The following is a 24,639-nucleotide window of genomic DNA, read 5'->3' as shown; positions in this document are numbered from 1 at the left end:
GGATGTCTTGATCGACGGGGCGATGCGCCGCACGATGCGGGGACGGAGGATGATCATGACACAAATTGATGTTGATGGATTGCGGGCAGACACGCCGGGCTGTGGCGGGGGAATGGCGCATTTGAACAATGCTGGGGCTGGCCTGATGCCGCGCCCGGTGCTGGAAGAATTGACCGGCCATCTGGTGCGGGAAGCAACCGTTGGCGGCTATGAGGCGACCGCCCTGGTCGCACCCAAGATGGAGGCCATGTATCACAGCGCCGCGCGGCTGATTGGCGGCAAGGCCAGCGAAATCGCCTATTTGGAGAATGCGACGCGGGCCTGGGACGCAGTGTTCTATGCTTTTGATTGGCAGCCTGGCGACCGTGTTGTGACGGGATCCAGCGAGTATAATTCCAACATGATTGCCTTTCGCCATGCACAGGATCGCTATGGTATTGAACTGGTGCTGGCCCCGGATGCGGGGGATGGCACGGTTGATCCGGATGGGCTGGAAGCAGTGTTGGATGACCGGGTGCGGCTGATCTGTATCTCCCACATGCCGACCAATGACGGGCTGATCAATCCGGTTGCAGAGATTGGCGCGATTGCTAAGCGCCATGGTATTCCCTTTCTGCTGGATGCCTGTCAGTCGGTCGGGCATATGCCGGTCGATGTCAGCCAGATCCACTGCACCATGTTGTCTGCGACTGGGCGGAAATACTTGCGCGGGCCGCGTGGGACGGGGTTCTTATGGGTCCGGGAAGGCTGGATTCCGCGCCTGAACCCACCCTTTCTGGACAATCGCGCCGCCAAATGGACGGGGGTTGATCACTATGAAGTCGCCCAGACTGCACGGCGGTTTGAGAACTGGGAAAGTTACATCGCGGGGCGTCTGGGCCTTGGGGTGGCCCTTGATTATGCACACAGCATCGGGATGGCGGCGATCTGGGACCGCCTTCAGGCCCTTTCTGCGCGATTGCGAGATGGGCTGTCCGATTGCCCCGGTGTCACCCTGCATGATCGCGGCACGGCCAAAAGCGGGATTGTGACCTTCACCAAGGCCGGGCTGACCTCGGCAGAGGTTTCAACCCATCTGAGGCTGCAGCATCGGATCAACACATCGGTCTCAGATGTGCAGTTGACCCGGGAAGCTTTGATCGCCAGCGGGGTCCCCAATATGGTTCGGGCATCGCCCCATGCGTATAATACAGAGGCAGAGGTCGACGCCCTGATCGCGGCGGTTAATGCTTTGAAATAATGTTGTGTTCGGGACCAAACGGGAAGCCGGTGATATCTTCGGCCCCGGTTTCGGTCACGATCAGGATGTCATGTTCGCGATATCCCCCGGCGCCGGGCAGATGGTCTGGCAGCATGATCATTGGTTCCATGGAAACCACCATGCCGGGCTGTAGGGTGGTATCAATATCCTCGCGCAGTTCCACACCCGCTTCGCGCCCGTAATAGTGGCTCAAGACGCCAAAGCTGTGGCCATAGCCAAAGGACCGGTATTGCAGCAGGTCCCAGCCGCGATACATATCGTTCAATTCAGCGGCGATATCGCAACAGCGTGCACCGGGCTTGATCAATTCAATGCCACGGCGGTGAACCGCACAATTCTTTTCCCACAGGTCCAGTTCCACATCGGTCGCTTGCTCACAGAACAATGTTCGTTCCAGGGCTGTGTAGTAGCCAAAGATCATGGGGAAGCAGTTCAGGGACAGGATATCCCCGGACTCCACAATGCGATTTGTGACGGGGTTGTGGGCACCGTCGGTGTTAATGCCTGACTGGAACCAGGTCCAGGTATCCATCAATTCCACATAGGGATAGGATGCGGCGATTTCCCGGATCATGGCATTGGTCGACGCGATGGCAATCTCATGCTCTGGCACACCGGCCTGCACGGCCTCGACCAGGGCGGCCCCGCCCAGATCAGCAACCTGCGCGCCTTTTCGGATCAACACATGCTCCTCAGCCGATTTGATAGAGCGCATCCACATGGACGGCTGGCCGACATCCACGAATTCAACCCCTGGCAGAGCGTCTTCCAACTGCTTGCGGGTGTCTAAGGTGACGTGATCGAATTCGATGCCCAGGCGCTTGGTGCCCTTGGTCAGGGATTGGATCGCGTAATAGTAATTGTCCCGCCGCCAGTCGGTATAGGTGATGTTGTCGCCTGCCGTGCGGCGATAGGGTTGCCCGCCATCGATCCCGGCGGAAATGGACGTGGCCTTTTGGTGGTCAATGACAAAGCCGAACTTGCGCCCGAAATAGCAATACAGGAACCCCGCATAATAATTTATGCAGTGATAGGATGTGAACAGACAGGCATCCACATCTTCCTTTGCCATCCAGTCCCGCACAGCATCCTGGCGTCGTCGCATCTCTTTCTCAGAAAAGGGGGAGTAGGTCTTGTCCCCATTATGCCAGGTTACCAAACGCGCCAAGTCATCGGACATAGAAACCCCTGTCGTGGTTATCGAATTATTCTAGCTTTGTTTCATGGGAAGGGAGGCTCGCCAAGTGGTTTGTGATCGTGCCATATGCGGATTCGAAAACCTGTCTTTGATTTAACAGGTTAGTCATGGGTTTCTGCCTGAGTTAAATCAGCAATTCGCTCCGCCATCATGATGACGGGAATGTTGGTATTGGCACAGGGAATCGATGGCATCAGGGAGGCATCGCAGACCCGCAACCCAGTAACCCCATGCACACGGCCTGACGCCGATGTGACCGCCATTGGATCCTCAGACGATCCCATACGACATGTGCCTGACGCGTGCCAAGTGCCACCGACATGCCGGCGGACAAAGTCGGTCATCGCATCGTCGTCTTGCAAGAGGGCATGAAGGGTGGTGCCCAATGTGATGGTGCTGTGAACCAGGGGCGCGCGCAAAGGCCCAGCGATATCCAACAATGCAGACAGGGCACCCCGCTGCAAAGCGTTCCAAAGACCGGGACTGGCGATCTTGGCAACACGCGGGGAATAACTGGACGGGAAAACAGTATCGCGGAATCCGGTCATATGGGGGTCCAGCAGTGCTTGTGCGCCCAGGCGCAGGGAGAGCTTTAAACGATCAAGGTCTCGATCATCCGATAACATCTGGAAATCAACCACGGGTTCGATCGCGGGATCTTGCGAGGTTATTTTCATATGACCGCGCGAATAGGATTTATTGACCCAGAAGAACAGCCCCCCCATCCGATGTCCCACGGAATGCCAGCCGGACCGGGATAGGATGGCCCCATGCATATCGCCTTGCGGTGTTCCGGGCAGACCTGAGGAAAATCGCCAAACGGATTGTTCGTGATGTTCTCCAGGATTGGTTTCGCGCATCTTGCGGGGCAAATAGGCGGCAAGGGCGATGGACGGATGTTCCATAAGATTGCGCCCAACACCGTTGAGGGGCGCAACGACAGGGATGTTCAGGGCGCTCAGGTCGTCTGTGGGACCAATACCGGATCGCATCAGCAAGGCCGGGGAATGTATCGCACCGGATGCGACGATCACCTCCTTTGCGTAGATTGACTCCGACACGCGCCCGACAATCTGTGCCCCAACCGCTTTCTTGCCTTCAAACAAAACACGCGCGGCGGTGCTGTCGGTGATTATGCGCAGGTTTGGGCGCCGGCGGACCGCCGCTGTCAGGTAAGCCAGGGATGTCGGCTGTCGATCTCCGGCATCGCTGATGGCGACGGCCCCGCGAAAAGTTCCATCCTGCCAGGGTCCGTTCTGATCGGGTCGTATCGGGTATCCTTGTTGATCCAGGGTTTGCATAACACGATCGACAAAGGGCGATATCTGCGCATCTGTAATCCGCCGGATTGCCAATGGCCCCTCTTTTCCATGCAGCGGGCCATCAAAATCGCGGTCGCTCTCGATCTTACGGAAATAGGGTAGGCAATTCTCCCAGGTCCACCCGGTCGCCCCTAATGCATCCCATTCATCATAGTCCGATGGCGCGCCGCGATTGGCCATCAATGCGTTAATGGCAGAGCCGCCGCCGAGTATCTTCCCCTGCTCATAACGTCGGGGAATGCGTGGTGGGCGGTTTGTGCCCATCAATGCGGTCAGGCTGTTCCAGATGTTGCGGGTGTCCAGATAGGCCCGTCCGGGATAGCGACTGCGAATATCGTGTGGGACGTCATCCTGGTTGATACTGCGACCGGCCTCAACCAGGACGACGGTGCGTTTCGGGTCTTCGGACAGTCTGGCAGCCAAAACGCAGCCTGCAGAACCACCACCCAGGATCAAATAATCGATTGTCATGCGAAACATCCCCCATGGATTGGATTCTGCGTTGCTGCCAGAACATGCCTAACAGTGTCAATTCAGGCCTTTGCCGCGAATTCCGCATCCACTGCGTCGGCAAGCTGTTTCAGTGAGGTGAAATGTAAGTCTGGCTTGGTGAACGTTTCGGGGGTGGGGGTGCCGCCATAGCCTTCCTGGTCGTGGCGACGCTCAATCCAGCATGTTGTATAGCCAAGCCGCATGGATACCCCGATGTCATGATACTGGCTTTGTGCCACATGCAGAATTTCTGATTGTTTGTAGCCAAACGCGGATTGGCGACCCTTGTTAAAGGCAAAGAACTCCGGGTTGGGCTTGGTACAGCCGGTGTCGTCACAGGTGACGCTGTCATGGAAGGGATTGCCCAGCGTATGGGAATGACCCGAAAATACGGTTCGATCTCCATTGGTCATCGCGACAAGGCGAAAGTTCTTACGAAGACGGGCCAAAGCCTCAACGGAGTCTGAAAAAGCGGGCCAATGGAAAATTCCTGCCTGAAAGGCACGCGCCGTCGTTTCGTCATTCTTAAAGCCAAGCTCATTGGCCACAGCCAGATAGACATCCTTCATGGCGGCGGAGGAGCGCCCATAGAATTGATTGCGCGCTCGAATATAGGGTTCGAAAATCTCGTCATCCGTCGCGGCGGCTGCTTTTTCTCCCCCAAGCGCGCGGAAGCCATTCAAGACGCCAGCCTCGAAGTCAATTAAGGTTCCGATAACATCAAATGTCATCACTTTAAAATCGGTGATTTTCATCGCTTCATTTCCTTGTAAGTAAAATGTCTTATTCAAAGCTGCCTTATTTGAAACTGACTGCGGAACGGCTTTCTTCGCAATTGAAAAAAAGTTCTGATCGGTATTACATCATGTAATGACAAAGCTGCGACGATCAGTGCCTTCAATGAACGGGCTCTTCACTTTTGAGGCTGCGGGTCGCTGTGGCAATTTCTCAAAAGCGGCAGAGGAGTTGAATGTAACACCGGCCGCAGTCAGTCGGATGATCTCCCGGTTGGAGGATCATCTGGACAGCCCCCTTTTCTTGCGCCGCCCCGGGGGTGTGGATTTGACGCCGGCGGGTCAGATCCTGTTCGATGCCATCGCACGGGGCTTTTCCGGTATCGAAAATGCGCTTCGGGAAATCGAAGACCGGCGGGGTGGGGTGGAAACCGTCACCCTGTCTGTATCTACAGCCTTTACCACGCATTGGGTGATGCCGCGGATGACCCGGTTCAAGGAGGCTTTTCCAGGGGTTGAACTGCGCTTCCATCTGATGATGGGTCCCATTGCCGGGACAGTGAATGATGTCGACCTTGGAATGCGCTATGCAGACGGTGCGGATTCCCGGCATGAAGCCGCCTATATCATGCCGGAAATTCTAATCCCGATTTGTACGCCATCTTATTTGGAAAGTCATAGGACCAGCGGGCAGGGCACCAAGCGGGCTCCAATCTCAACCATCAATCTCAGCGATGCGCAACCGGACTGGTCCAGTTTCTTTACCTCGGGCAAGCAGGGGGAAGTTGATCATTCAATGGTCTTTTCAGACTATGCCATCGTTGTCCAGGCAGCCCTGCTGGGCCAGGGGGTTGCCTTGGGCTGGTTGAATGTTGTTGCCCATTGGCTGCGCACACAGGCATTGGTGCCTGAACGCAATCAGGTGCGGATTACGGATCGAAAATGCCAGATGCTGCGCCTGCGCGACAAACCCACACGGTCAATCGTGATGAAGGTGCAGGATTGGATTATCACTGAGTTGCATAAGGATATGCGGGCGGTGGACACCCTGTATCCCGAACTGGATCTCGCTAACCTGCTTTAAATGTAACCGTCGGTCTTCAGACTGCGGAACTCTGATTTGGCAACGATGATATGGTCGTGCAGTCGAATATCCACTTTGGACAGGGCGTCGCGCACATCGCGTGTCATGTCGATATCGGCTTTGGAGGGGGTCGGGTCGCCGGACGGGTGATTATGCACCATGATCAGGGCGCTGGCCCCCAATTCCAGGGCACGTTTCACAACTTCGCGGGGGTATAGCGGCGTATGGTTCACGGTGCCGCGCTGTTGCACCTCGTCTGCCATCAGGCGGTTTCGATTGTCCAGGAACAACAGCCGGAACTGTTCGATCTTCTCTCGACCCATCGCAGCGCGGCAATAGTCCACCACCGCCTGCCAGGAAGAAAGCACATGCGCGCCTTCAATTTCCTGGCGCAACAATCGAATGACGGACTGTTGTACAATCTTTAATCCGACGACAGAGGTCTCTCCCAGGCCGGGCTCGGCGGCCAATCGTGCCGTATCCGCCGACAAGACACCGCCAAAGCTGCCAAACTTCGTGATCAGGGATTTTGCCAGGGGTTTAACATCGCGGCGCGGAATGGTCTGGCATAACAAAAGCTCCAGCAACTCATAGTCTTCCATATGCGCGCCCATGTCCTTCAGAAAGCGAGTTCTAAGGCGCTTTCTATGCTCCAGGTGGTGGGGCTTTTCAGGTTTATCCACCCGGGGAGCATCATCGGTCATAGAAGGGGCATCCCGCGTTGTGCGTTGGTCCGGTCAGAAGGTCTGACTTACAGGTAGGGGGGCTTGTCCCAGCCTTTCGGGGATTTCGTGAAAATCTCCACGCCCGTGCCGGTCACGCCGATGGAATGTTCAAACTGGGCCGACAGAGAGCGGTCCTTGGTAACAGCCGTCCAACCATCATCCAGGGTTTTTACGGGGTACTTCCCGGCATTGATCATCGGCTCGATGGTGAAAAACATACCCTGTCGCAGTTCGATTCCGGTATCGGGCTCGCCATAATGCAGCACGCTGGGGGCATCATGGAAAACGCGGCCCAATCCATGACCACAGAAATCCCGCACGACAGAGAAGCGCTGAGCCTCTGCATAGCGTTGAATGATATGACCGATATCGCCCAGGCGCATACCGGGTTTTACCGCTTCGATCGCCATCATCATGGATGTATAGGTGACATCGATCAGCTTCGTTGCCTTGACCGGCACCTTGTCGCCCACTGGGAACATGCGGCTGGTATCGCCATGCCAGCCGTCCAGAATAACGGTGATATCAATATTGATGATATCGCCATTCATCAGCTTCTTATTGTCATCTGGTATGCCATGGCACACGACGTGATTGACGCTGGTGCAGATCGATTTTGGAAAACCGCGATAGTTCAGCGGGGCCGGAATGGCACCATTATCTGTAATGAATTCATGGCACAGACGGTCCAGTTCGCCAGTCGACACGCCGGGCACCACATAGGGCGTGATAAAGTCCAGCGTTTCCGCGGCCAGACGTCCGGCTTGGCGCATCGATTCAAAATCTGCCGCGTCGTGCAGTTTAATGCGGCCTGCTTCGGTATTGTACAGCATGTCAGTCATGATCCGTTGCTTGATTGCGCGCGGGGTCAAATGGAAGCAATCCAGATCCCGGCAGCGCAAATTGTTAAAACGCGCGGGGCTAGACCCGCAGCGGTACAGGAGAGTTAAGTTTTATGCCCTCTGGCGTCACGATGCAATCATAGCATAATGCTTCGACCCCTGCAGCCTTTGCTTGCGCAAAGGCCACGGCATAAGCGGGGTCGATATCCTGGGCCAGGCTGAAATGGGTGCAATCGCTGCGTTGTACAAGATACAGCATCACGGCGCGTGCGCCTTCTGAAACAATATCAGACAGTTCCGCCAGGTGCTTGGCGCCTCGTTCGGTCTTTGCATCCGGGAATTGCGCCGCTGCCGGGTCCGGGCCGTCGGGGCGGCGCAATGTCACACTTTTAATTTCAACATAACAGGGGGACCGTTCCTGGTCTTCCAGCAACAGATCAATGCGACTGTTACGGCTGCCATAGCGGACCTCGCGGCGCATATCGCTGTAGCCCGATAAGGGTTTGATCTGGCCGGTACGGATTGCCGATTCAACGATACGATTGGCCAGATTGGTGTTGATGCCTACAGCTGCGGGACCGTCTGGACAGACTTGTGTCGCAATTTCCCAGCGCCAGGCCAGTTTCGCCGTCGGGTTTCGATTGGGCGATAACCACACCCGGCTGCCGGGATCGGCCAATCCCATCATGGAGCCCGGATTGCCACAATGGGCGATCCCTTCGCTGCCATCGGGAAAGGCGATATCGGCCAGAAATCGTTTGTAGCGCTTGATCAGGCGGGCTTCGATCAAGGGTTCCGGATAGCGCAGCGTCATCCTTCGGCGCGAACCTGTTCGACAATTTCCTGAAGTTTTTCATAGGGGACATACCCCCCAACGAAGTTCTTGCCGATCACCATTGCCGGTGTTCCGCGAATATCCAGGCTTTCCGAAATACTGCGGATCATGGCCAGATATTGCATCACTTTCGGGGCATTCATGTCGTCTTTCAGTTGTGCAACATCCAAGCCCACTTCATCGGCGATATCAAAGATGACCTCGTCGCTTAGCTGACCCTGATGACCCATCATGGCATCATGAAATTCCAGGTATTTCCCCTGCTCCTGTGAGGCAAGCGCCGCGCGGGACGCAACCAAAGAGGCCGGGCCCAGAATGGGCAATTCCGCGAAAATGACCTTCAGCTTTTGGTCTTCTTTCATCAACTTTTGCACACCGGGATGGAGGCGTTTGCAATAGCCGCATTGATAGTCGAAAAATTCCACCATCACGACATCGCTGTCATCCGCGCCGAAAGTGGGCGTTAAGGGACTGGCGGTCAGTGTCGGGACCACTTGATCAATTATGCTATCGCGTTGTTGCTCCTTGGCGGCCTGTTGCCGTTCTTCCAAGGACCGGATTGCCTCCAGGATTACTTCTGGATTGGCCATCAGGTAATCATGAACAATGCCTTCGATACGCTGACGTTCTGCCGGGTCAACCGCATCCTGCGCGCGCGCTGAGGGGACGGAAATGGCGACCATTGTCACAAGCGCCAGCATCGCAAGACACAGCGCGCGATAGGGGTTTCCGATTGCCGCATGAAGGGGTTGTCGTATCATTGACTAAAGATTCCTGTCTGTAGACTTCACGTTTATAAGGTTTAATTTATCATGGGTTTAGTTGGAAATGCAGGCTGGGCCAAGTCTTTCAGTCACCCACCTGTGCATTGTCACGAAGCTTTGATCATTCGCTATTTATCATCCGCGCGATAGATGATGTCTTGCGCCTGAATCCAGGAAGCTGATTCCTTTGGCAAGGCTTCCATCGCCCGTGTCGCCAGCGCCTTGGCCTGTTCTTTCTCGCCTTTTCGATGGGCAACCTCCGCCTGGGTCAGCAGGACCATGCCGGTTTCTCCGCGATTTTGATGCGCCTGCCCTTTGACGTTCCATGCACGGATCATGTCGGGTTCATACGACAGTGCGATATTGGCGTTATCCAGGGCTTCCTGAACATTCGCCTCGCCGCCAAGCTGCAACAGGGTCTCGCCCAAGGTCGTTCGAACCAATGCCGCCCAGGGAAGGATCTCTATGGCGGCGCGATAGCTTTCTGTCGCCTCCGCCAGTTTTCCTGATCGTCTGAGGATATCGCCTTTGGTCTCCAGGAAGAAAGGATCCTTGGGACTGTCCGCCAACAGCGTATCAATCTCCTTCAAGGATTCGTCCAGCTTGAACAATTCCATATAGGCGATGGATCGGGCGTAATGAGCGGGAACAGAGGTATCGCTGACGGGATAATCTCTCAGCGCGTCTTTTGGCGTCAGATAAGCCTCCAGTTTTGCGCGCATACGCAGATGCACAGCTAAATATTCCGGGGGCAGCTTTGCGGCACTGACGGGGGAGGTGTCGACATGGTTCTGAACAAAAAGGATGCGGTCTTCGGTCAGCGGGTGTGTGCGGGTATAGGGATTGGCCCCTGCACTGTATAGGCGGTCTTGGGATTGCAGGATATGCATGAAATCCAACATGCCTTTCGCAGAAATTCCCGCTTCGTCCAGAAAGGTCATGGCGGCCTGATCTGCCGCCTGCTCGTTGGCGCGGGAATAGGACAGAAAGCTGCGTTCCCCGATTTGTTGGCCCAAGGTGGCCCCTGCCGCAGCGGCCTGCCCATCGCCGGTTGCCAGCGCTGCGCCCAGTCCCAACAGCATGCCCGCAATGGCAGCAGCCTGCGCATTCTCGATAGTGCCCTTGAATTTTGATAAATGTCCGCCAGTAATATGGCCCAATTCGTGCGCCAGAACGCCGATTACCTCGCCGGGCTCATCGGCTGTGATTAAAAGACCCGTATTGATAAAAATGCGCTGTCCACCTGCCACAAAAGCATTCAGACGGCTGTCATTAATCAGATGAATCTGGATCGAACTGGCATCTACCCCTGCAGCCTCAAAAATGCGTTGCAGATAAAACCGAATGGTGTTTTCAACTTCGGTGTCGCGGATAAAACTGATATCTCGGCCTTGCGCATGCGCCGGGGAAAAAGGCACACTCCCAGCGACGCTTGAAAACAGAATTGCCAAGCACAGGAAAACGCGCGTTGCGACGTTTGATACCCGACGCCGCCCCAGCGGCATTTTAAGGAGGAATTGCATCCTTGTTTGATGCTCCAGCCAAAAGGTCCATGGCCGCACCCGCGACCCCGTTCGCTTCTAACGTAGTGTGTTCCCGCAGCAGGTTCAAATGGCGATTGCCAAAAACCGTGGCGGCGATGCTTGCCAGCGCTTTGGTTTTGCAAGGATGCACGGGGACCACGGATGTCGAATATGGCGTTGCGGGCTATGTTCGCGGTTTCTTTGGTGGTGTTGTTGCGGAAGAACCAAATGCGGCCCTGATCGGGCGGGATGTTCTGACTGCTGGTGGAAATGCGGCAGATGCGGCCGTGGCGATCAGTTTTGCCCTGTCGGTCAGTTATCCTTCTGCGATCAGCCTGGGCGGCGGTGGCGTTTGTATTGTGCATGATGGGGCGATTGGCGTTACCGAAGTCATTGATTTCATTCCGCCCGCTGGAACCGGTGCCGGGGGTGATCGACCGTCTGCCATTCCAACACTGGTGCGGGGAATGGCTGCCCTGCATGCGCGCTATGGTCAGTTTCCCTGGTCTGGGGTCGTTTCCCCCGCAGAACGCATGGCGCGGTTGGGGCATCGTGTTTCCCGGGCGCTTGCGGTTGAAATGTCGCGGGCTGCTGAGCCGTTATATGGTGAACCTGCTGCACGTGCCATTTTCGCCCCGTCTGGTCGGCTGGTCGGGGAAGGTGATATACTCAGCCAACCCGAATTGGGTGCTGTGTTGGGACAGATACGGGCCGGAGGAGCAGGTACCTTTTATAATGGGGCCATGGCCCGTCGGATTGTGGATGGCGTCCAACAGGCTGGGGGAAGTTTAACATATGAAGAATTGCGCAATTACACCCCGACATGGCGTTTGCCGCTGATCGTTCCCTTTGGGGATGATGAGTTAAATCTGGCCCCACCACCGGCTGCTGCTGGTCCTATGCTGGGCGTGATGTGGCGTATGTTGATTGACGATGACCGCTATGCCGATGCGGCGCCGGAAGAACGCGCGCATCTGCTGGCAGAGGTGATGAAGCGGGCCGCCGCAGATCGCAAAACCTGGCTGGGAGAGGGATATTCATCGACCCTGCCGTTGGAAGATGTGCTGGATCCGGATCGCGTTGCTGGATTGATGGCGAATTATTCACCAACCCGTGCAACACCCGGTGCAGAGCTGGATCCAAAGGGCCGGCAATTGGCGGAGGTGATTTCTGGCACCGGTTTTGTGGCGGTGGATCGCAACGGGATGGCGGTTGTCTGTGACCTGACGCTGTATAACCCGTTTGGCACCGGACGGGTGGCACCGGGGACGGGTATTCTGCTGGCCGCAGCGCCCGGTTTGCGGGGGCGCAATCCCCTTAGCCTGAGCCCTGCTATGGTCATCAATACCGGGACGTTAACCTTTCGGTTTGGGCTGGCCACGGGCGGCGGGCCATTAGCCCCGGCATCCAAGATACAGATCATGGCTGATACCCTTTTGGCCGGAAAACCTTTGGATACGGCCATATCGGAGCCACGTTTCCTGGCGGTTGATGTTCCAGATGCCGTGTTGGTGGAAAAGGAAGGGGGCGACGATTTAGCCGCATCCCTGACGGCACGAGGCCATCCTGTTTCGCGGCTGACCTGGCCTGGTCAGGCCTCTGCAATTCATTGTCCCAATGGGGTGACCGGGTCCAGCAGTCGATCCGCCCTGTGCCGTGTGGTGCATGACAACCGGGGCTACGGGCTTTCATCCTTCTCGGATGAGAGTGGAGGCTAAGGGTCGCGATGGTGTTAAAAGTTGGCAGTCGCGGGCATATTCCCGCCTTTATGGTAATGGAAGTCATGCGCGCCGCAGCGGAGCGGGAACAGCAGGGGGACGCGGTCTTTCATCTGGAGGTCGGCCAACCCGGAACGCCTGCCCCAAAAGGCGTTATCGCAGCCGCCCATAAGGCGCTGGATACGGATCGGATTGGCTATACGACAGCTTTGGGCATTCCAGACTTGCGCGCCGCGATTGCCGGGCACTATCAGGATTTTTATGGTATTTCCGTTCCCGCCTCTCAGGTTGTGGTGACGACGGGTTCATCCTGCGGCTTTATCCTAAGCTTTCTGTCGGCCTTTGATCCCGGTGATCGGGTGGCCCTGGCGCAGCCTGGATATCCCTGTTACCGACACATTCTAAATGCCCTGGGCATTGATCCGGTGATGCTGCCAGCAGGACCCAAGGAACGGTTTCAGCCGACCCCGGCCCTGATTGAAAAGGCCCTGGAAGAGGGTCCGCTGGACGGCTTGATCGTTGCATCTCCATCAAATCCAACAGGGACGATGTTGGACAGACAGGCAATGCAGGATTTGCTGACTTGCTGTCGTGACAATGGTATTCGCGTCGTGTCTGACGAAATTTATCACGGGATCTCCTATGGCATGGAGCCCGTCACAGCGGCGCAATTGGACCCTTCGGCAATTGTAGTGAACAGTTTTTCAAAATACTTCTGTATGACAGGCTGGCGGCTTGGATGGTTGATTGTGCCGCCGGATCTGCTGCGGGCGGTGGAAAGCCTGGCGCAGAACCTGTTTATTTCCCCCCCGACCCTTAGTCAGCTTGCCGCCGTTGCGGCCTTTGACTGCCAGGAGGAATTACAGGCCAATATTGAACGCTATGCGGAAAATCGGCGCTTGCTGTTGCAGGAATTGCCGAAAGCCGGGTTTACAGATCTGGCCCCATCTGATGGGGCATTCTACATCTATGCGGATGTCAGCGACCGGACCGATGACAGTGTGGAATTCTGTGCCCGTATCCTGAAAGAAACCGGCGTCGCGATCACGCCTGGATTGGATTTTGATGCCGTGCGGGGCAATCGTACGGTGCGGTTTTCCTTTGCAGGCACTAGGCAGGAAGTGAGCGCCGCTGCAGAGGCGCTTATAGCCTGGTCAAAGGGCTGACACGACCGTCGCATTAATACATAACATGACCTGTGAATAACCACGCACCACCCTAACTGGCGCGGAACGGATTGCCGATCACGATGCGATAGAAGCCATGGCTGTCGTCCAGACCAGTCAGTTTCAGGTGAACGAAGACGGGGCGACGACGATCCTGATCCGGCCAATAGCTGAAAAAGCGTCCTTGATTGACCTCCGGTCGCAAGGACTGAAACAGGCTCATCTTGCTGCTGACTTCCGTTGTCAGGAAGCCTGCATGGCTGGCTGGAATACGTTCCTGAATGGCGCGGCGGGCAAATTCGAACCGGTCCATCGCATTTTCGGGCGTGGAAAAGGGGCGGCTGTCGATCTGCAGGGCGACCAGACGATTGGATGTCTTGCGGTCGAACTGGGCAACGATGACCTTGGCGTCGCTCAACCAGCTTGTGATGTTCAGCTTGCAGGCGGTGAAATCATCGCCAATGTCCTTACAGACCTCAATTTTGTCGCGCAGGGAAGACAGGGTGTCTGACCAGCTGAGCCCCATCATCAACTTGCGATATTGCGGCTCTGCAGCGGCCAGAACCAGTCGTTCTTCCAGATCGGCCCGTCCGGATTCCTTGGCAAAATCAGACGCCAGACGCCCATCCGTAGAAACCATGGCAGGGTCCGCGCCAAAGGCCATCAGGACATAGGCGGTTTGCGGATCCCCGCGCAACGAGGCGCGCATCAGTGGTGTCAGGCCATCAGACATGCCATTCGGGTCCGCGCCTTCTTCCAGCAGGGTGCTTAACATGCCTGCCAGTTCCGGGCGGTCTGAATGTTGAACAATTCGATGGATCAGACGCGGCGGGATGGACGCGCCATCGTCGGCCAGCAGTTTTACGATATCTGTTTGGCCGTGCAATGCAGCTTGTTCCAAGGCGGTGCGCACGCCAGAACCAAAACCGTCTTCAACCGCAAATTTTGCTTCATCCAGGGTGAAGCCGGGCGGCGGTGATCCCAGTAAGGCGACAACAGCCCCCTTATCAGCGGAATCAATCGCCGTCTTAAGTTTGCTTTTAAAGACGCGGGGGCTCAGCGCCGATGCACTGGCGGTTTGCGCTGGTTCTGCCGGTTTTTCCACATTTGAATCGGGCTTGCTGGGGGGCAGGAAGACCGAATTTTCACCCGGTTGCGCCTTAGTGGAAGGCGGGGCGGTAAAGTTATCTTGTGGGGCCTCCAGTTCAGGGGGCGCTTCCAAGGATGCAAGCGTTTGTCTGTCCAGGGCTTCTGGAATGGATTTCTCCGCAGGCTCCGTCTGGGGGGTATTTGGTTTCGCGTCAGCCTGCTGTGGCACGTTCGACGCCGTGACCAGCGCCGTTCCAGACCGGGTCGGGGTATCCGATTTTGCATTGGCCCCCGCCATTTGCAGCAGCGCATCCCGCTCTGCACGCATCTGTTCCAGACGCGCTAAGACATGCGGATGGGCGGCGGCAATCTCCATCGGTCCGACGGAACATCCCCGCTGTTCCTCAAAGCTGGCCCCCCGCTCTGCAAGAAGGGTTGCCGCCCGCACGCGGCCATTGGCGGCGGCGACGGATAGGGGCGTCAGACATCCATAAACGCCACCGGCCAGATCGACCGGGGCACCGGCATCAATCATTCTCTGCAGGGCCTGACCTCGTCCTTCGGCGGCAATACGATGCAGCACGGATCGTCCATCCTGAGTTGGCAGGGTGGGATCAGCCCCGGCCTGTAACAGCAGGCTGACCGCCGCCAGATTGCCGGACCGTGCCGCGCGCAGCAGGGCGGGGTTGCCTTCTGAATCCAAGCTGTTGGGATCAACGCCTTCGGCCAGACGCGCGCGCACCGTGGGCAGGTCGCCATTGGCGATGGCATCAATTAAGTTGGTCCGTGGCAGCATTTCGCCAACCTGGCCTGAAATACTGGCAAAGACGCGTCCTGCGAAATCAGGATTAATCGCTGACAGGGCCAGGCCCGTAGCCAGGGCCCCCGCAAAGACACCACTCATCAAGGCAACGCGTCCGGTAGGATTGTCTGAGTGTCGACGCCCGGCGTCACTGGGCGACGGGTTTGCTCGGCTGGCCGCGCGTCTGGCGCTTTTTTCGCGACCAAACAGACGAAAGCGATCCGGTCGGGGGGCTGTATCCTTGGCTCTGCGATCCGGATCAGCCGCCAGATGCGTCGGCTTTTCTTTTTGCGCCGTCGGGGTTGGTTTCTCAGCGCGCCCCTTTGCGGCGGTCCTTTGCGTGGACTTAGTTAGCGGAGGTGGGATGTCCTGCATCGACGCGACACGGGGATCGTAATCGCCTACGATTGCGGCCTCATCCTCACTTAATTCCGCAGGGAAGGTCCATTCGCGAATGGTTTCCAATTCGTCCCTGAGGTCCTCATTCAAATCATGGTCAAAGGGGGGCTGAGACGCAGCGGTGGCGCTGTGCACCGTCGTGTGCGGTACAAATTTCGCCGTGCGCCGTTTGGGGCGCTGCGGTTCCGCCTGATCAGGATTTTCGTCAGGCCCTTTGGACTTCGTTTCGGGGCGCGGTTGTGCCTGATGGTCCTGCGGAAAATAGTCTTCCGCGTGATCTGTATCACCTACCCAGCGGTTTTCACCCCCCAGCCCCAGGCGGCCTTGCATGTTTTCCGGTTTCGGTGTGGGCCAGAAGCGCAGTTGCGGGTGTTGCGCCGGGTCCAGGGTATCTTCCTCGCCGGAGAATTGTTGGGCTGCAATTTCAGATCCATAATCGCGGTTGGCGTTCTCCTGATCGTCCTCTGACAGACCGGGATCGCCTCCGGATGCCTGCGCGCGCAGCATGGGAGAATCAACAACCTGTCCGTCGCGCACTGTCACAATATTGGTATAGGTTGTGTCGCCGGTTATTGCGGAAACCTGCGCCTGCACCAGGCGCAATTCGTCATAACGATCCTGACTGATCAGCGCGCCCAATCGAATGATAGCGGTCTGGTCACTCTCAAGGCTTTCCAGGTTCTGCCAATAGCGCCCTGTTCGCCCCTGTATCCAGAAAGTCCGCTCCACTGTTTCGCCCCACATGCCTCGAATAAATAGGTCCGGCAGCGTCAAAACAGACTCCTGCCAAATTCAGGGATACCCTACATGTTGTGGCGGAAACGGTGCAAGTATTAGCATCTAGGGGGTATTCCCCCAAACGTCAGGCGCGGAATTCCGCCTGTTTGAGACTTGTTTGCAGTGCAAACCTATGCGGCGCTATTGTGTGCTGTCCGCCAGTAATAGCGAATCGGGGGCCGGGCTATCCAGATCAGGCGATGCGTGTGCGGGTGATTTCAACGCCCACAGAGCCCGCATTTTTCAAAGCTTCCGGTTTCTCAACGCGGATTTTCGCGGACAGGATTCGATCATCCTCAAGACACATTTCGGCGATGCGATTGGCCAGTGTTTCGACCAGTTTCACATGGCCTTCGGCCGCCATTTGCCCAATGCGTTCAACGATCCGGGCATAGCAGGGAACGGCCTGATAATCGTCAGCGTCCCAATCGTCCAGGGCGCGCGCTTCCAGATCCAGGTTGATCAGGATAGGCTGGCGTTTCTGATGTTCATAGTCATAAACGCCGATGCTCCAGGTGACTTCCAGGTCACGAACGGCAATGCGATACACAACATCGGTCTGATCTGGCGCCTTGTTTATGTCGTGCAGGGATGACGGTTCAGACTCATTGGTCAGCGGATAGGCGTCCTGTGCTAGCTCGGACATCACGCGCATCTCTGCTCACCCTTTCGCTTGGGGCGGAGCCTGTCCTATGGTCACAGGATATCCGCACCGTTAATCACCGGCCACTGGGGCGTCTGAAGACTTGGCAAAGCCATTCTGACGGTCTACTTCCCCGACATCAAGCGGCACACACTACCCAAACAGGCCGGGAACGCAAGAAAAGTCAGATCAGATAGGAGGCTTTCCATATGCCCCGTTCCATCCTTCTTTCGCCACCGTCTCGATGCCTTGTTATGGGTATCGTGAATATCACACCGGACTCCTTCTCAGGCGACGGACTAGGCCGCGAACGCGACATCATCGCCGCCGCAGTGGCGCAATCGGTGAAATTTTTCCAGGCTGGCGTCGATATTCTGGATATCGGGGGGGAAAGCACGCGACCGGGGGCGGCCTATATCCCGGCCCAGGAAGAGGCCCAGCGTGTCGCACCGGTTATTGCCGCCCTGCGTGCGGAATTGCCCGATGTCGCGATATCCATCGATACCTATAAGGCATCCGTCGCACAGGCAGCACTGTCGGCGGGGGCTGACATTATCAATGACGTCTGGGCCTTTCAGGCGGACCCGGATATGGCCGCCGTGGCACAGGCTGCGAATTGTCCGGTAATCCTGATGCATAACCGCAGCAAACCTGGCCATGCAGAAATCGACCGCGTTTTGGGTGGCAGTTACACCGCACCGGATTATGGCGCTGGATTTTTGCGCGTCGTCTGTCAGGAAATGGCGGATCTGGCGCAGAATGCTATCAAAGCCGGTGTCAGTGGTGATCGGATTATACTGGATCCCGGTGTCGGGTTCGGTAAAACGCCCGCCCAGAATATGGCCCTGATTGAAGGGATCGATGTTATTCGGGCAATTGGCTATCCGGTTTTACTGGGGGCCAGTCGCAAAAGCTTTATGGGGCGTGTGCTTAATCTGCCAGCAGATGATCGACGCGATCCAACATTGGCGACCACCGCATTAGCGGTACAGCGCGGGGCTGCCATTGTGCGCGTCCATGATGTTGAAGAGAATGTGAAAGTGGTTCGAATGACCGAAGCAATGCTGCAAGCCGGGAAGGCAGCACGCGCGGAAAGGGGTTGATCATGGTTCGGGTCTATCTGGCGTTAGGCGGCAATTTGGGGGACCGGCATCTGTCGCTTGAAACCGCGATTGACCGGCTGCAGGAACATGTGGTGATTGATCAGCAATCTGGCATTTACGAAACGGCCCCGATGTATGTGGCCGACCAGCCCGCGTTTCTGAATATGGTCGTGTCCGGGGTGACGGATTTGACGCCGCTGGCCCTGCTGGATTTTCTCAAACGCCTGGAATCGGAGATCGGTCGCGTCCCTTCTGTTGTGAACGGCCCCCGTCAGATCGACCTGGATATCCTGTTTTTTGGCGATACCGTGCTGAATTCGGAACGTCTGACGCTGCCGCATCCGCGAATTGCAGAGCGTGCCTTTGTCCTGGTTCCGCTGTGTGACATCGCGCCAGACCTGATAGGACCCACAGAACCCCTCAGCATTTCTCAGCTTTTGGCACAGGTTCCGGGACGCGATACTGTCCAGCCATGCGTTTGACGCATCCCTGCGTCTCGATCTTTGCGGTTAAGTTATTTGTGCATTGCAATAATGTGACGTCCAACGCCGAGGGACGATGACATCGGCGCTGTGATCCACCCGGTTTATCAGGCCGCCGCGCTCATGACACCATGAACGCACAGCATCTGTTAACCATTTATTGGCATAGCGCATGCATAAATTCCCGTATGGCAAATGGAAAAACCAGCGCGCTTTCTTTTCTGAGAGGTGCGCCCGACAGAAATGAAGGACAAGAGTATGACAACGACGACAGACATTCGCGGCCCCTGGGCTGAAGGCGGTCACCAGATTGAACAATTGCGCCTGGCCCGTGAAATCACCCAGGCTGAATTGGCCGAACAGGCTGGCCTGCCCAATGCTGGCTGGCTTTCTGATATTGAAGTAGGCCGCCGTCCGGTGCCGTCTGCATTCTATCAGTCAATGGCCCTGCAACTGGGTATGACGGCCTCTGATTTTGCCGCTCTGTGCCTGCGCCATTACGATCCGAAAGCGTATGAAGCATTGTTCGGTGTCGAAGTGCCTGCGCTGAAGCTGGCCGCTTAAGTTCCGTTCCTGATAAATTCCCGCCCCTGTTCTGGCAGTTTGTTAGGACAGGGGGCGCGAGCCGCATCGGTTGATGATATCGGCAATGGCTTCTGCTGCGCCCAGACCTGACGTCTGGGTGATGGCAAATACGCCGCCGGTCAGTTGCGCATAGGCGCGCATGATCTGCTCCACGCGCGGGTCTGGCGACATTTCAAATCCAGATGTCGGGATGTAAACCGACGAAATGCGGATATCCTTATCCAGCGCCAATGTTGTGACATCGCGGGCATTCAGGTCATCCACGCCCTCATCAAACTGATCATCAAAACCGCCTGGCAGGTTGTCTGTGACCAGCACCAGGATGCGGCTGCGTGCCTCCCAAACGCCCGTGAAATCCCCGTCTTGCGGGCGGTTTTCTGCGGTCAGATTGGCGACGGCCGTATGCAGGGCTTCGTCACTGGCTTCCGGTCCGCCATTGCCGCCTTCTGCAGTCAGGCGGCGGATGCTCCAACTGATTGCCTCTGCCGTGTCTGGATTATCGGGGGTACCTCCCAGGTCGACCTCGACCGTGATGCGATCCTTGAAACTGATCAGTCCTAGTCGGTAATCCCCACCTGAGACGAATTTCGTCAAATCCAACAAATGGACCATTTCGCGTTTCACATCGCGAATAGCGGTCGCCATGGAATGGGTCGTGTCCATCGCGATCACCAGATCAACCGCGCCGCATTTTCCTTCTCGCCCGGTCGGCGTGGTTTCCAGCGCGGCGAAACTGCGTATGGGAGGGGGCCCCGCCATGCCGGACAAAAGGGCCAGGCCGAAACAGGCGGCAATGCAGACTCTAATAACAGGCTTCATGTCTGTGGACCTCTTGGTCACCCCTTGCGACGGCATAATGCCTTAAAATGTTTTGGGATAGACATAAACTTTACACTCTGATGTCTCATCCCGGTCAAAAAGATAGATGACATCTGTACCGCGTAAACCGTTTGGGTCTAACAAGTTCAATCCATCCCCCTGGGCATAGCCGAACCGCAAGGGGTCCTGGTTCGGACGGGGCACCATAATGAAATAGCGGCCATGGCGCGCCTGATTGAATTCCAGCCGGGCACAGGCCTCTGACAGGTTCTTCGACAGGGCCTGGTTAAGGGATTGCGGGTCCACAGGATAAATTATCCGGGTGCCGCCAACTTTTGTTCGGGTGGGCTTGTAGGGTTCTGGCTGAACTACTTCTGGAATACGGCGCATGAATTCCTGGCTTTGCGCCAGCGCGACTGGCGATGATTGCAACAGGGCCAGGCTGCCAAGTCCAATACATAACAGGATTATCAGAATTTTGGCGCGCAGGATCATGGCTTTTTCTGAACGGTCTCAAATTCATCGGGGTTAGCAAATTTATGTTCCAGGATATCATAGGATTCAGCCTGCAGCAGGTCGGCGATACACGCCGCATCTGCGGCCTGGGCCCCCTGTAGAAACGGCCCAGATGGCAGCAGTTTCAGGGTTGGGCCAATATGACATTTTCCCAGGCAATGCACTGTCTCCAGGCTGATAAAGTCGCCGCGCTTGGCAATTTCTTCCTTTAACGATTGGGCCAGTTCCCTAGACCCCTTAGCGCCACAGGAAGGCAGCACGTCGCCTGCGCGAAAATTCACACAGACCTTTAAACGGGGATAGCGCCGTTCCGGGGTGTTTTTCCTGGTTTCTGACATTCGTTCCTCATGCCGGGCGAACCGGCTCTTGTCCTCTTCGCTGTTCTACCCCATGTTTCCGCTAGATGAGGATTTATCTTTAGTACCATATAGGAGCGCGTTTCGCGATGAGCCACTATGACTATGATTTGTTTGTAATTGGTGCCGGTTCCGGCGGGGTCCGGGCGGGACGTATGTCTGCGTCTCTGGGCGCGAAAGTGGCTGTCGCGGAAGATCGATATCTGGGCGGAACCTGCGTCAATGTTGGCTGTGTTCCCAAGAAACTGATGGTCTACGCCTCCCACTATCGGGAAGATTTCGAAGAAGCTGCCGGTTTTGGCTGGACGGTCGGGCCACGCAGTTTCGATTGGGCCACTCTGGTGGAACGGAAGAATACTGAAATCAATCGGTTGAATGGCATTTATGATGGTTTGCTGAAAAATGCAGGCGTCACCCTGTATAATGCCCGCGCAACGGTAAAGGGTCCCCATGAGGTTGAGGTGAATGGGGAAACCATCACGGCGGAACGTATTCTGGTCGCAGTCGGGGGCTGGCCGTCGGTTCCAGAGATTCCGGGGCGCGAGCATGTCATCACATCGAATGAATTCTTCTTTATGGATGCCCTGCCCAAGCGTGTGATTGTCGTGGGCGGCGGTTATATTGCGGTTGAATTGGCCGGCGTTCTGAATGGTTTGGGATCACAGGTCACGCAATTGTATCGTGGCCCGCATTTCCTGCGTGGATTCGATGACGATGTGCGCCATTTCCTGGCGGAGGAAATTCGCAAGAAAGGAATTGACCTGCAATTCAACGCTAATATCGCGAAGGTCGATAAACGGGACAACGGGACATTGGTGGCAACCCTGGAAGACGGGTCCACGATGGAAGCAGATACCATCCTGTATGCTACGGGACGGGCGCCCAATACGGCGGGCCTGGGTCTGGAAGAGGCCGGGGTTGAATTGGCAAAGGGTGGGGCAATCATCGTCAATGATGATTTCCAGACCTCGGTTAAGTCCATTTATGCCCTGGGCGATGTGATTGATCGTGTCGCCCTGACGCCGGTCGCCATCGCGGAAGGCATGGTTTTCGCCCATAACACCTATGGCAAGGGTGGGCGGAAGATGGATTATCGCGATATTCCAACCGCTGTTTTCAGCCAGCCGCCGATTGGGACTGTCGGCCTGTCAGAAGCAGAAGCCCGCACGAAATATGGTGAGGTGGATGTCTATTGCTCTGAATTTCGCCCAATGAAGCACACAATGTCTGGCAGTGACGAGCGCAGCTTCATGAAGTTGATCGTTGACACCAAAAGTGACCGTGTGGTCGGCTTGCATATGGTCGGTCCGGAATCCGGCGAAATCGCCCAGGGCTTTGGGGTCGCGATGAAGGCTGGCGCGACAAAGGCAGATTTCGACGCGACCGTTGGCATTCATCCAACAAGTGCGGAAGAATTCGTGACGATGCGAGAGCCCGTAGTTCGGGCAGCCGCAGCGGAATAGGCGTCAGCAAAAAGGACGAAGTAATTGCGTTTTACAGGACGCAGTTTTTCGCGAAATTTGCGGTTTCTTTTGCGGTCACGTTCTCGACACCTTTTTCTTTGATCATCTTGCACCATTCTGGTGTGCCCATTTCGGGTTCACAGGCGGTCAGGAGAAAAAGGGCACTGATGCTTGCGATCAGGGTCGTGATGCGAATTACAGGTTTGGTCATTGTGCCGGTTATCCTTGTTGGAATGTTGGTGTATACCTGAAGATAAATTTGCGCAAATAAAGGCGTCCATGACGATGAACGTACCAGGCTATCAAATGGCTGGAGTATCTTGATATAGGGCTGCGCGAGCGCATAATGATTTAGCGTGAATGCGCCTTCAAGTCCATCGACGGTTTGCGTTATTTTGGCGGAATAGGAATTTGTCCGCAATAACCTGTGGAAAACCCCGGTGTGAGCGCGTAAAACACCCCCACAATCTGATAATGTTCTCGTAACGGACAGGTGTCAGAATGGTAATTTCTTGGAGTGGATGAAATGGCGAACGGTACTTGGAGTCCTGAAAGCTGGCGCGGAAAACCTGTTAAACAGGTGCCGGACTATCCGGATTTGGCGGCTTTGACCTCAGTGGAGGCTGAACTTGCGGCGAACCCGCCGTTGGTTTTTGCGGGTGAGGCACGCAAGCTAAAAGCGTCTCTGGCTGAGGTCTCCGAAGGCAAGGCATTCCTGTTGCAGGGCGGCGATTGTGCCGAGAGCTTCGCTGAGTTTTCCGCCAACAACATCCGCGATACCTTTAAGGTCTTGCTGCAGATGGCGGTCGTACTGACCTTTGGTGCAGCATGCCCGGTGGTTAAAGTTGGCCGCATGGCGGGTCAATTTGCAAAGCCGCGCTCTGCCCCAATGGAAAAGATTGGCGATGTGGAACTGCCCAGCTATCGCGGTGATATCGTCAATGGCATGAACTTCACGGCAGAAGACCGCACACCGGATCCGACGCGGATGATGCGCGCCTATCACCAGTCTGCCTCCACCTTGAATTTGCTGCGCGCCTTTGCACAGGGCGGGTTTGCAGACCTGCATCAGGTGCATCAATGGAACCTGGATTTCGTGGCTGGCAGCGCCCAGGGGGAGCGTTACAAAGCTCTGGCAGAGCGACTGGATGAAACGCTCAGTTTCATGGCCGCCTGCGGTTTGACCTCTGAACGGGTGCCAACCATTGCGGAGACGGATTTCTACACCAGCCATGAAGGCCTGTTGCTGTGGTATGAACAGGCTTTGACCCGGCGCGATAGTCTGACCAACAAATGGTATGACTGTTCTGCCCATATGATTTGGATCGGGGATCGCACTCGTCAGATCGATGGTGCCCATGTTGAATACTGCCGTGGCATTGAAAACCCGATCGGCATGAAATGCGGCCCCAGCAGCGACCCGGATGAACTGATCCGTTTGATCGATGTGCTGAATCCGAAGAACGAGGCGGGGCGACTGACCCTGATCGCGCGGATGGGCAGCGACAAGGCTATGGAGCATCTGCCCCCTCTGGTGCGCCGGGTAAAGGCGGAAGGCCGTAAGGTCGTATGGTCCTGTGATCCAATGCATGGCAATGTCATCAAGTCTGAAAGCGGCTTTAAAACCCGCCCGTTCGATCGGATTTTGAGCGAGGTTCGTCAGTTCTTTGACGTGCATGAGGCTGAAGGTACCCATGCCGGTGGCGTGCATTTCGAAATGACCGGCCAGGACGTCACGGAATGTTTGGGCGGTGCGCAGGAGATTTCGGATGCGGACCTGTCAGCGCGGTATCACACCCATTGCGACCCACGCCTGAATGGCGCGCAAGCATTGGAATTGGCGTTCCTGATCGCTGAGGAATTGAAGGCCGGTCGCGTGGGGCGGGCACGTCCCTCGCAGGCTGCGGAATAAGCGCTGGAGAATTCTCTCGATCTGGGTTT

At 56.3% G+C, this 24,639-nt stretch carries 23 protein-coding genes; 9 read left to right on the top strand and 14 right to left on the bottom strand.

The features are described 5' to 3' along the window. Nucleotides 1–55 precede the first annotated feature (55 nt). The gene (locus ACOSDR_RS14405) at nucleotides 56–1,240 is read left to right on the top strand and encodes an aminotransferase class V-fold PLP-dependent enzyme (RefSeq protein WP_420731708.1); all 1,185 of its coding nucleotides are present in this window, start codon (nucleotides 56–58) and stop codon (nucleotides 1,238–1,240) included. On the opposite strand, the gene ACOSDR_RS14400 is transcribed toward ACOSDR_RS14405, so the two are convergent. The 3 genes from ACOSDR_RS14400 to ACOSDR_RS14390 form a co-directional block, all read right to left on the bottom strand. Continuing rightward, nucleotides 1,224–2,441, bottom strand: coding sequence for a M24 family metallopeptidase (locus ACOSDR_RS14400; RefSeq protein WP_420731707.1), 1,218 nt, complete (start codon nucleotides 2,439–2,441; stop codon nucleotides 1,224–1,226). The genes ACOSDR_RS14405 and ACOSDR_RS14400 overlap by 17 nt on opposite strands. 119 nt (nucleotides 2,442–2,560) lie before the next feature. Beyond that, nucleotides 2,561–4,252, bottom strand: coding sequence for a GMC family oxidoreductase (locus ACOSDR_RS14395; protein ID WP_420731706.1), 1,692 nt, complete (start codon nucleotides 4,250–4,252; stop codon nucleotides 2,561–2,563). A 62-nt stretch (nucleotides 4,253–4,314) separates the two neighbouring features. Beyond that, nucleotides 4,315–5,028: an HAD-IA family hydrolase gene (locus ACOSDR_RS14390; RefSeq protein WP_420731705.1), complete on the bottom strand. Its 714-nt coding sequence runs from the start codon at nucleotides 5,026–5,028 to the stop codon at nucleotides 4,315–4,317. Nucleotides 5,029–5,173: 145 nt separating this feature from the next. Here ACOSDR_RS14390 and ACOSDR_RS14385 point away from each other — a divergent pair, with 145 nt between their 5' ends. Next, complete coding sequence (locus ACOSDR_RS14385) at nucleotides 5,174–6,091, top strand: LysR family transcriptional regulator (RefSeq protein WP_420731704.1); 918 nt, start codon at nucleotides 5,174–5,176, stop codon at nucleotides 6,089–6,091. Here ACOSDR_RS14385 and radC read toward each other — a convergent pair. The 5 genes from radC to ACOSDR_RS14360 form a co-directional block, all read right to left on the bottom strand. Then, nucleotides 6,088–6,795 (bottom strand): RadC family protein, encoded by a 708-nt coding sequence (gene radC / locus ACOSDR_RS14380; protein ID WP_420731703.1) that lies wholly within the window; start codon nucleotides 6,793–6,795, stop codon nucleotides 6,088–6,090. The genes ACOSDR_RS14385 and radC overlap by 4 nt on opposite strands. Before the next feature lie 47 nt (nucleotides 6,796–6,842). Continuing rightward, nucleotides 6,843–7,649 carry a type I methionyl aminopeptidase gene (gene map / locus ACOSDR_RS14375; protein WP_420725444.1) on the bottom strand — a complete coding sequence of 269 codons (807 nt, stop codon included), beginning with the start codon at nucleotides 7,647–7,649 and terminating at the stop codon, nucleotides 6,843–6,845. An 88-nt stretch (nucleotides 7,650–7,737) separates the two neighbouring features. After that, the gene (gene sfsA / locus ACOSDR_RS14370) at nucleotides 7,738–8,472 is read right to left on the bottom strand and encodes a DNA/RNA nuclease SfsA (protein WP_420725432.1); all 735 of its coding nucleotides are present in this window, start codon (nucleotides 8,470–8,472) and stop codon (nucleotides 7,738–7,740) included. After that, nucleotides 8,469–9,254: a DsbA family protein gene (locus ACOSDR_RS14365; RefSeq protein WP_420725431.1), complete on the bottom strand. Its 786-nt coding sequence runs from the start codon at nucleotides 9,252–9,254 to the stop codon at nucleotides 8,469–8,471. Before ACOSDR_RS14365 ends, sfsA begins: the two co-directional genes overlap by 4 nt. Before the next feature lie 131 nt (nucleotides 9,255–9,385). Then, nucleotides 9,386–10,780: a M48 family metalloprotease gene (locus ACOSDR_RS14360; protein ID WP_420731702.1), complete on the bottom strand. Its 1,395-nt coding sequence runs from the start codon at nucleotides 10,778–10,780 to the stop codon at nucleotides 9,386–9,388. 2 nt (nucleotides 10,781–10,782) lie between these two features. Between ACOSDR_RS14360 and ACOSDR_RS14355 the strand changes: the two genes are divergently transcribed. Beyond that, nucleotides 10,783–12,498, top strand: coding sequence for a gamma-glutamyltransferase (locus tag ACOSDR_RS14355; protein WP_420725429.1), 1,716 nt, complete (start codon nucleotides 10,783–10,785; stop codon nucleotides 12,496–12,498). Between the two features lie 8 nt (nucleotides 12,499–12,506). Next, nucleotides 12,507–13,664, top strand: coding sequence for a pyridoxal phosphate-dependent aminotransferase (locus ACOSDR_RS14350; protein ID WP_420731701.1), 1,158 nt, complete (start codon nucleotides 12,507–12,509; stop codon nucleotides 13,662–13,664). Nucleotides 13,665–13,716: 52 nt separating this feature from the next. Here ACOSDR_RS14350 and ACOSDR_RS14345 read toward each other — a convergent pair whose 3' ends face one another. Then, the gene (locus tag ACOSDR_RS14345) at nucleotides 13,717–16,728 is read right to left on the bottom strand and encodes an ankyrin repeat domain-containing protein (RefSeq protein WP_420731700.1); all 3,012 of its coding nucleotides are present in this window, start codon (nucleotides 16,726–16,728) and stop codon (nucleotides 13,717–13,719) included. Between the two features lie 196 nt (nucleotides 16,729–16,924). Next, the gene (gene folB / locus ACOSDR_RS14340; RefSeq protein ID WP_420731699.1) at nucleotides 16,925–17,377 is read right to left on the bottom strand and encodes a dihydroneopterin aldolase; all 453 of its coding nucleotides are present in this window, start codon (nucleotides 17,375–17,377) and stop codon (nucleotides 16,925–16,927) included. 206 nt (nucleotides 17,378–17,583) lie between these two features. On the opposite strand from folB, the gene folP reads away from it, so the two are divergent. From folP to ACOSDR_RS14325, 3 genes are all read left to right on the top strand, one after another. Beyond that, nucleotides 17,584–18,477, top strand: coding sequence for a dihydropteroate synthase (gene folP / locus ACOSDR_RS14335; protein ID WP_420731698.1), 894 nt, complete (start codon nucleotides 17,584–17,586; stop codon nucleotides 18,475–18,477). 2 nt (nucleotides 18,478–18,479) lie between these two features. Continuing rightward, nucleotides 18,480–18,959, top strand: coding sequence for a 2-amino-4-hydroxy-6-hydroxymethyldihydropteridine diphosphokinase (folK, locus tag ACOSDR_RS14330; RefSeq protein ID WP_420731697.1), 480 nt, complete (start codon nucleotides 18,480–18,482; stop codon nucleotides 18,957–18,959). A gap of 258 nt (nucleotides 18,960–19,217) precedes the next feature. Next, complete coding sequence (locus ACOSDR_RS14325) at nucleotides 19,218–19,523, top strand: helix-turn-helix domain-containing protein (RefSeq protein WP_420731696.1); 306 nt, start codon at nucleotides 19,218–19,220, stop codon at nucleotides 19,521–19,523. Between the two features lie 42 nt (nucleotides 19,524–19,565). On the opposite strand, the gene ACOSDR_RS14320 is transcribed toward ACOSDR_RS14325, so the two are convergent. From ACOSDR_RS14320 to ACOSDR_RS14310, 3 genes are read right to left on the bottom strand one after another with little or no spacing between them, the layout of a single operon-like run. Continuing rightward, nucleotides 19,566–20,363: a vWA domain-containing protein gene (locus tag ACOSDR_RS14320; protein ID WP_420731695.1), complete on the bottom strand. Its 798-nt coding sequence runs from the start codon at nucleotides 20,361–20,363 to the stop codon at nucleotides 19,566–19,568. 42 nt (nucleotides 20,364–20,405) lie between these two features. Beyond that, nucleotides 20,406–20,858: a hypothetical protein gene (locus tag ACOSDR_RS14315; protein ID WP_420731694.1), complete on the bottom strand. Its 453-nt coding sequence runs from the start codon at nucleotides 20,856–20,858 to the stop codon at nucleotides 20,406–20,408. Further along, nucleotides 20,855–21,217, bottom strand: coding sequence for a hypothetical protein (locus tag ACOSDR_RS14310; RefSeq protein WP_420725420.1), 363 nt, complete (start codon nucleotides 21,215–21,217; stop codon nucleotides 20,855–20,857). The genes ACOSDR_RS14315 and ACOSDR_RS14310 overlap by 4 nt, the downstream gene beginning before the upstream one ends. Before the next feature lie 107 nt (nucleotides 21,218–21,324). On the opposite strand from ACOSDR_RS14310, the gene gorA reads away from it, so the two are divergent. Then, complete coding sequence (gene gorA, locus ACOSDR_RS14305) at nucleotides 21,325–22,698, top strand: glutathione-disulfide reductase (protein WP_420731693.1); 1,374 nt, start codon at nucleotides 21,325–21,327, stop codon at nucleotides 22,696–22,698. A gap of 31 nt (nucleotides 22,699–22,729) precedes the next feature. Here the strand turns inward: gorA and ACOSDR_RS14300 are convergent, their stop codons facing one another. Beyond that, nucleotides 22,730–22,909: a DUF3012 domain-containing protein gene (locus ACOSDR_RS14300; protein WP_420731692.1), complete on the bottom strand. Its 180-nt coding sequence runs from the start codon at nucleotides 22,907–22,909 to the stop codon at nucleotides 22,730–22,732. A gap of 315 nt (nucleotides 22,910–23,224) precedes the next feature. Between ACOSDR_RS14300 and ACOSDR_RS14295 the strand changes: the two genes are divergently transcribed. After that, a complete protein-coding gene (locus ACOSDR_RS14295; RefSeq protein WP_420731691.1) occupies nucleotides 23,225–24,610 on the top strand; it encodes a class II 3-deoxy-7-phosphoheptulonate synthase in 1,386 nt (461 codons plus the stop codon). Nucleotides 24,611–24,639 lie beyond the last annotated feature (29 nt).

Origin of the sequence: Hwanghaeella sp. 1Z406 (genome assembly GCF_048892425.1) — a bacterium.
In the GTDB taxonomy this organism is placed as follows: domain Bacteria; phylum Pseudomonadota; class Alphaproteobacteria; order UBA8366; family Aestuariispiraceae; genus Pacificispira.
Note: the sequence above shows the minus strand (reverse complement) of the source record. Positions and strands in the feature narration are given on the sequence as shown.

What these genes read in the sequence shown, in the direction of transcription:
- ACOSDR_RS14300 (WP_420731692.1), bottom strand. Translation starts at nt 22,909, where the DNA reads ATGACCAAACCTGTAATTCGCATCACGACCCTGATCGCAAGCATCAGT.
- map (WP_420725444.1), bottom strand. Translation starts at nt 7,649, where the DNA reads ATGCTGTACAATACCGAAGCAGGCCGCATTAAACTGCACGACGCGGCA.
- folK (WP_420731697.1), top strand. Translation starts at nt 18,480, where the DNA reads ATGGTTCGGGTCTATCTGGCGTTAGGCGGCAATTTGGGGGACCGGCAT.
- ACOSDR_RS14360 (WP_420731702.1), bottom strand. Translation starts at nt 10,780, where the DNA reads ATGCAATTCCTCCTTAAAATGCCGCTGGGGCGGCGTCGGGTATCAAAC.
- gorA (WP_420731693.1), top strand. Translation starts at nt 21,325, where the DNA reads ATGAGCCACTATGACTATGATTTGTTTGTAATTGGTGCCGGTTCCGGC.
- ACOSDR_RS14350 (WP_420731701.1), top strand. Translation starts at nt 12,507, where the DNA reads ATGGTGTTAAAAGTTGGCAGTCGCGGGCATATTCCCGCCTTTATGGTA.
- ACOSDR_RS14405 (WP_420731708.1), top strand. Translation starts at nt 56, where the DNA reads ATGACACAAATTGATGTTGATGGATTGCGGGCAGACACGCCGGGCTGT.
- ACOSDR_RS14315 (WP_420731694.1), bottom strand. Translation starts at nt 20,858, where the DNA reads ATGATCCTGCGCGCCAAAATTCTGATAATCCTGTTATGTATTGGACTT.
- sfsA (WP_420725432.1), bottom strand. Translation starts at nt 8,472, where the DNA reads ATGACGCTGCGCTATCCGGAACCCTTGATCGAAGCCCGCCTGATCAAG.
- ACOSDR_RS14390 (WP_420731705.1), bottom strand. Translation starts at nt 5,028, where the DNA reads ATGAAAATCACCGATTTTAAAGTGATGACATTTGATGTTATCGGAACC.
- ACOSDR_RS14295 (WP_420731691.1), top strand. Translation starts at nt 23,225, where the DNA reads ATGGCGAACGGTACTTGGAGTCCTGAAAGCTGGCGCGGAAAACCTGTT.
- ACOSDR_RS14325 (WP_420731696.1), top strand. Translation starts at nt 19,218, where the DNA reads ATGACAACGACGACAGACATTCGCGGCCCCTGGGCTGAAGGCGGTCAC.
- ACOSDR_RS14385 (WP_420731704.1), top strand. Translation starts at nt 5,174, where the DNA reads ATGAACGGGCTCTTCACTTTTGAGGCTGCGGGTCGCTGTGGCAATTTC.
- folB (WP_420731699.1), bottom strand. Translation starts at nt 17,377, where the DNA reads ATGTCCGAGCTAGCACAGGACGCCTATCCGCTGACCAATGAGTCTGAA.
- radC (WP_420731703.1), bottom strand. Translation starts at nt 6,795, where the DNA reads ATGACCGATGATGCTCCCCGGGTGGATAAACCTGAAAAGCCCCACCAC.
- ACOSDR_RS14395 (WP_420731706.1), bottom strand. Translation starts at nt 4,252, where the DNA reads ATGACAATCGATTATTTGATCCTGGGTGGTGGTTCTGCAGGCTGCGTT.
- folP (WP_420731698.1), top strand. Translation starts at nt 17,584, where the DNA reads ATGCCCCGTTCCATCCTTCTTTCGCCACCGTCTCGATGCCTTGTTATG.
- ACOSDR_RS14320 (WP_420731695.1), bottom strand. Translation starts at nt 20,363, where the DNA reads ATGAAGCCTGTTATTAGAGTCTGCATTGCCGCCTGTTTCGGCCTGGCC.
- ACOSDR_RS14400 (WP_420731707.1), bottom strand. Translation starts at nt 2,441, where the DNA reads ATGTCCGATGACTTGGCGCGTTTGGTAACCTGGCATAATGGGGACAAG.
- ACOSDR_RS14365 (WP_420725431.1), bottom strand. Translation starts at nt 9,254, where the DNA reads ATGATACGACAACCCCTTCATGCGGCAATCGGAAACCCCTATCGCGCG.
- ACOSDR_RS14310 (WP_420725420.1), bottom strand. Translation starts at nt 21,217, where the DNA reads ATGTCAGAAACCAGGAAAAACACCCCGGAACGGCGCTATCCCCGTTTA.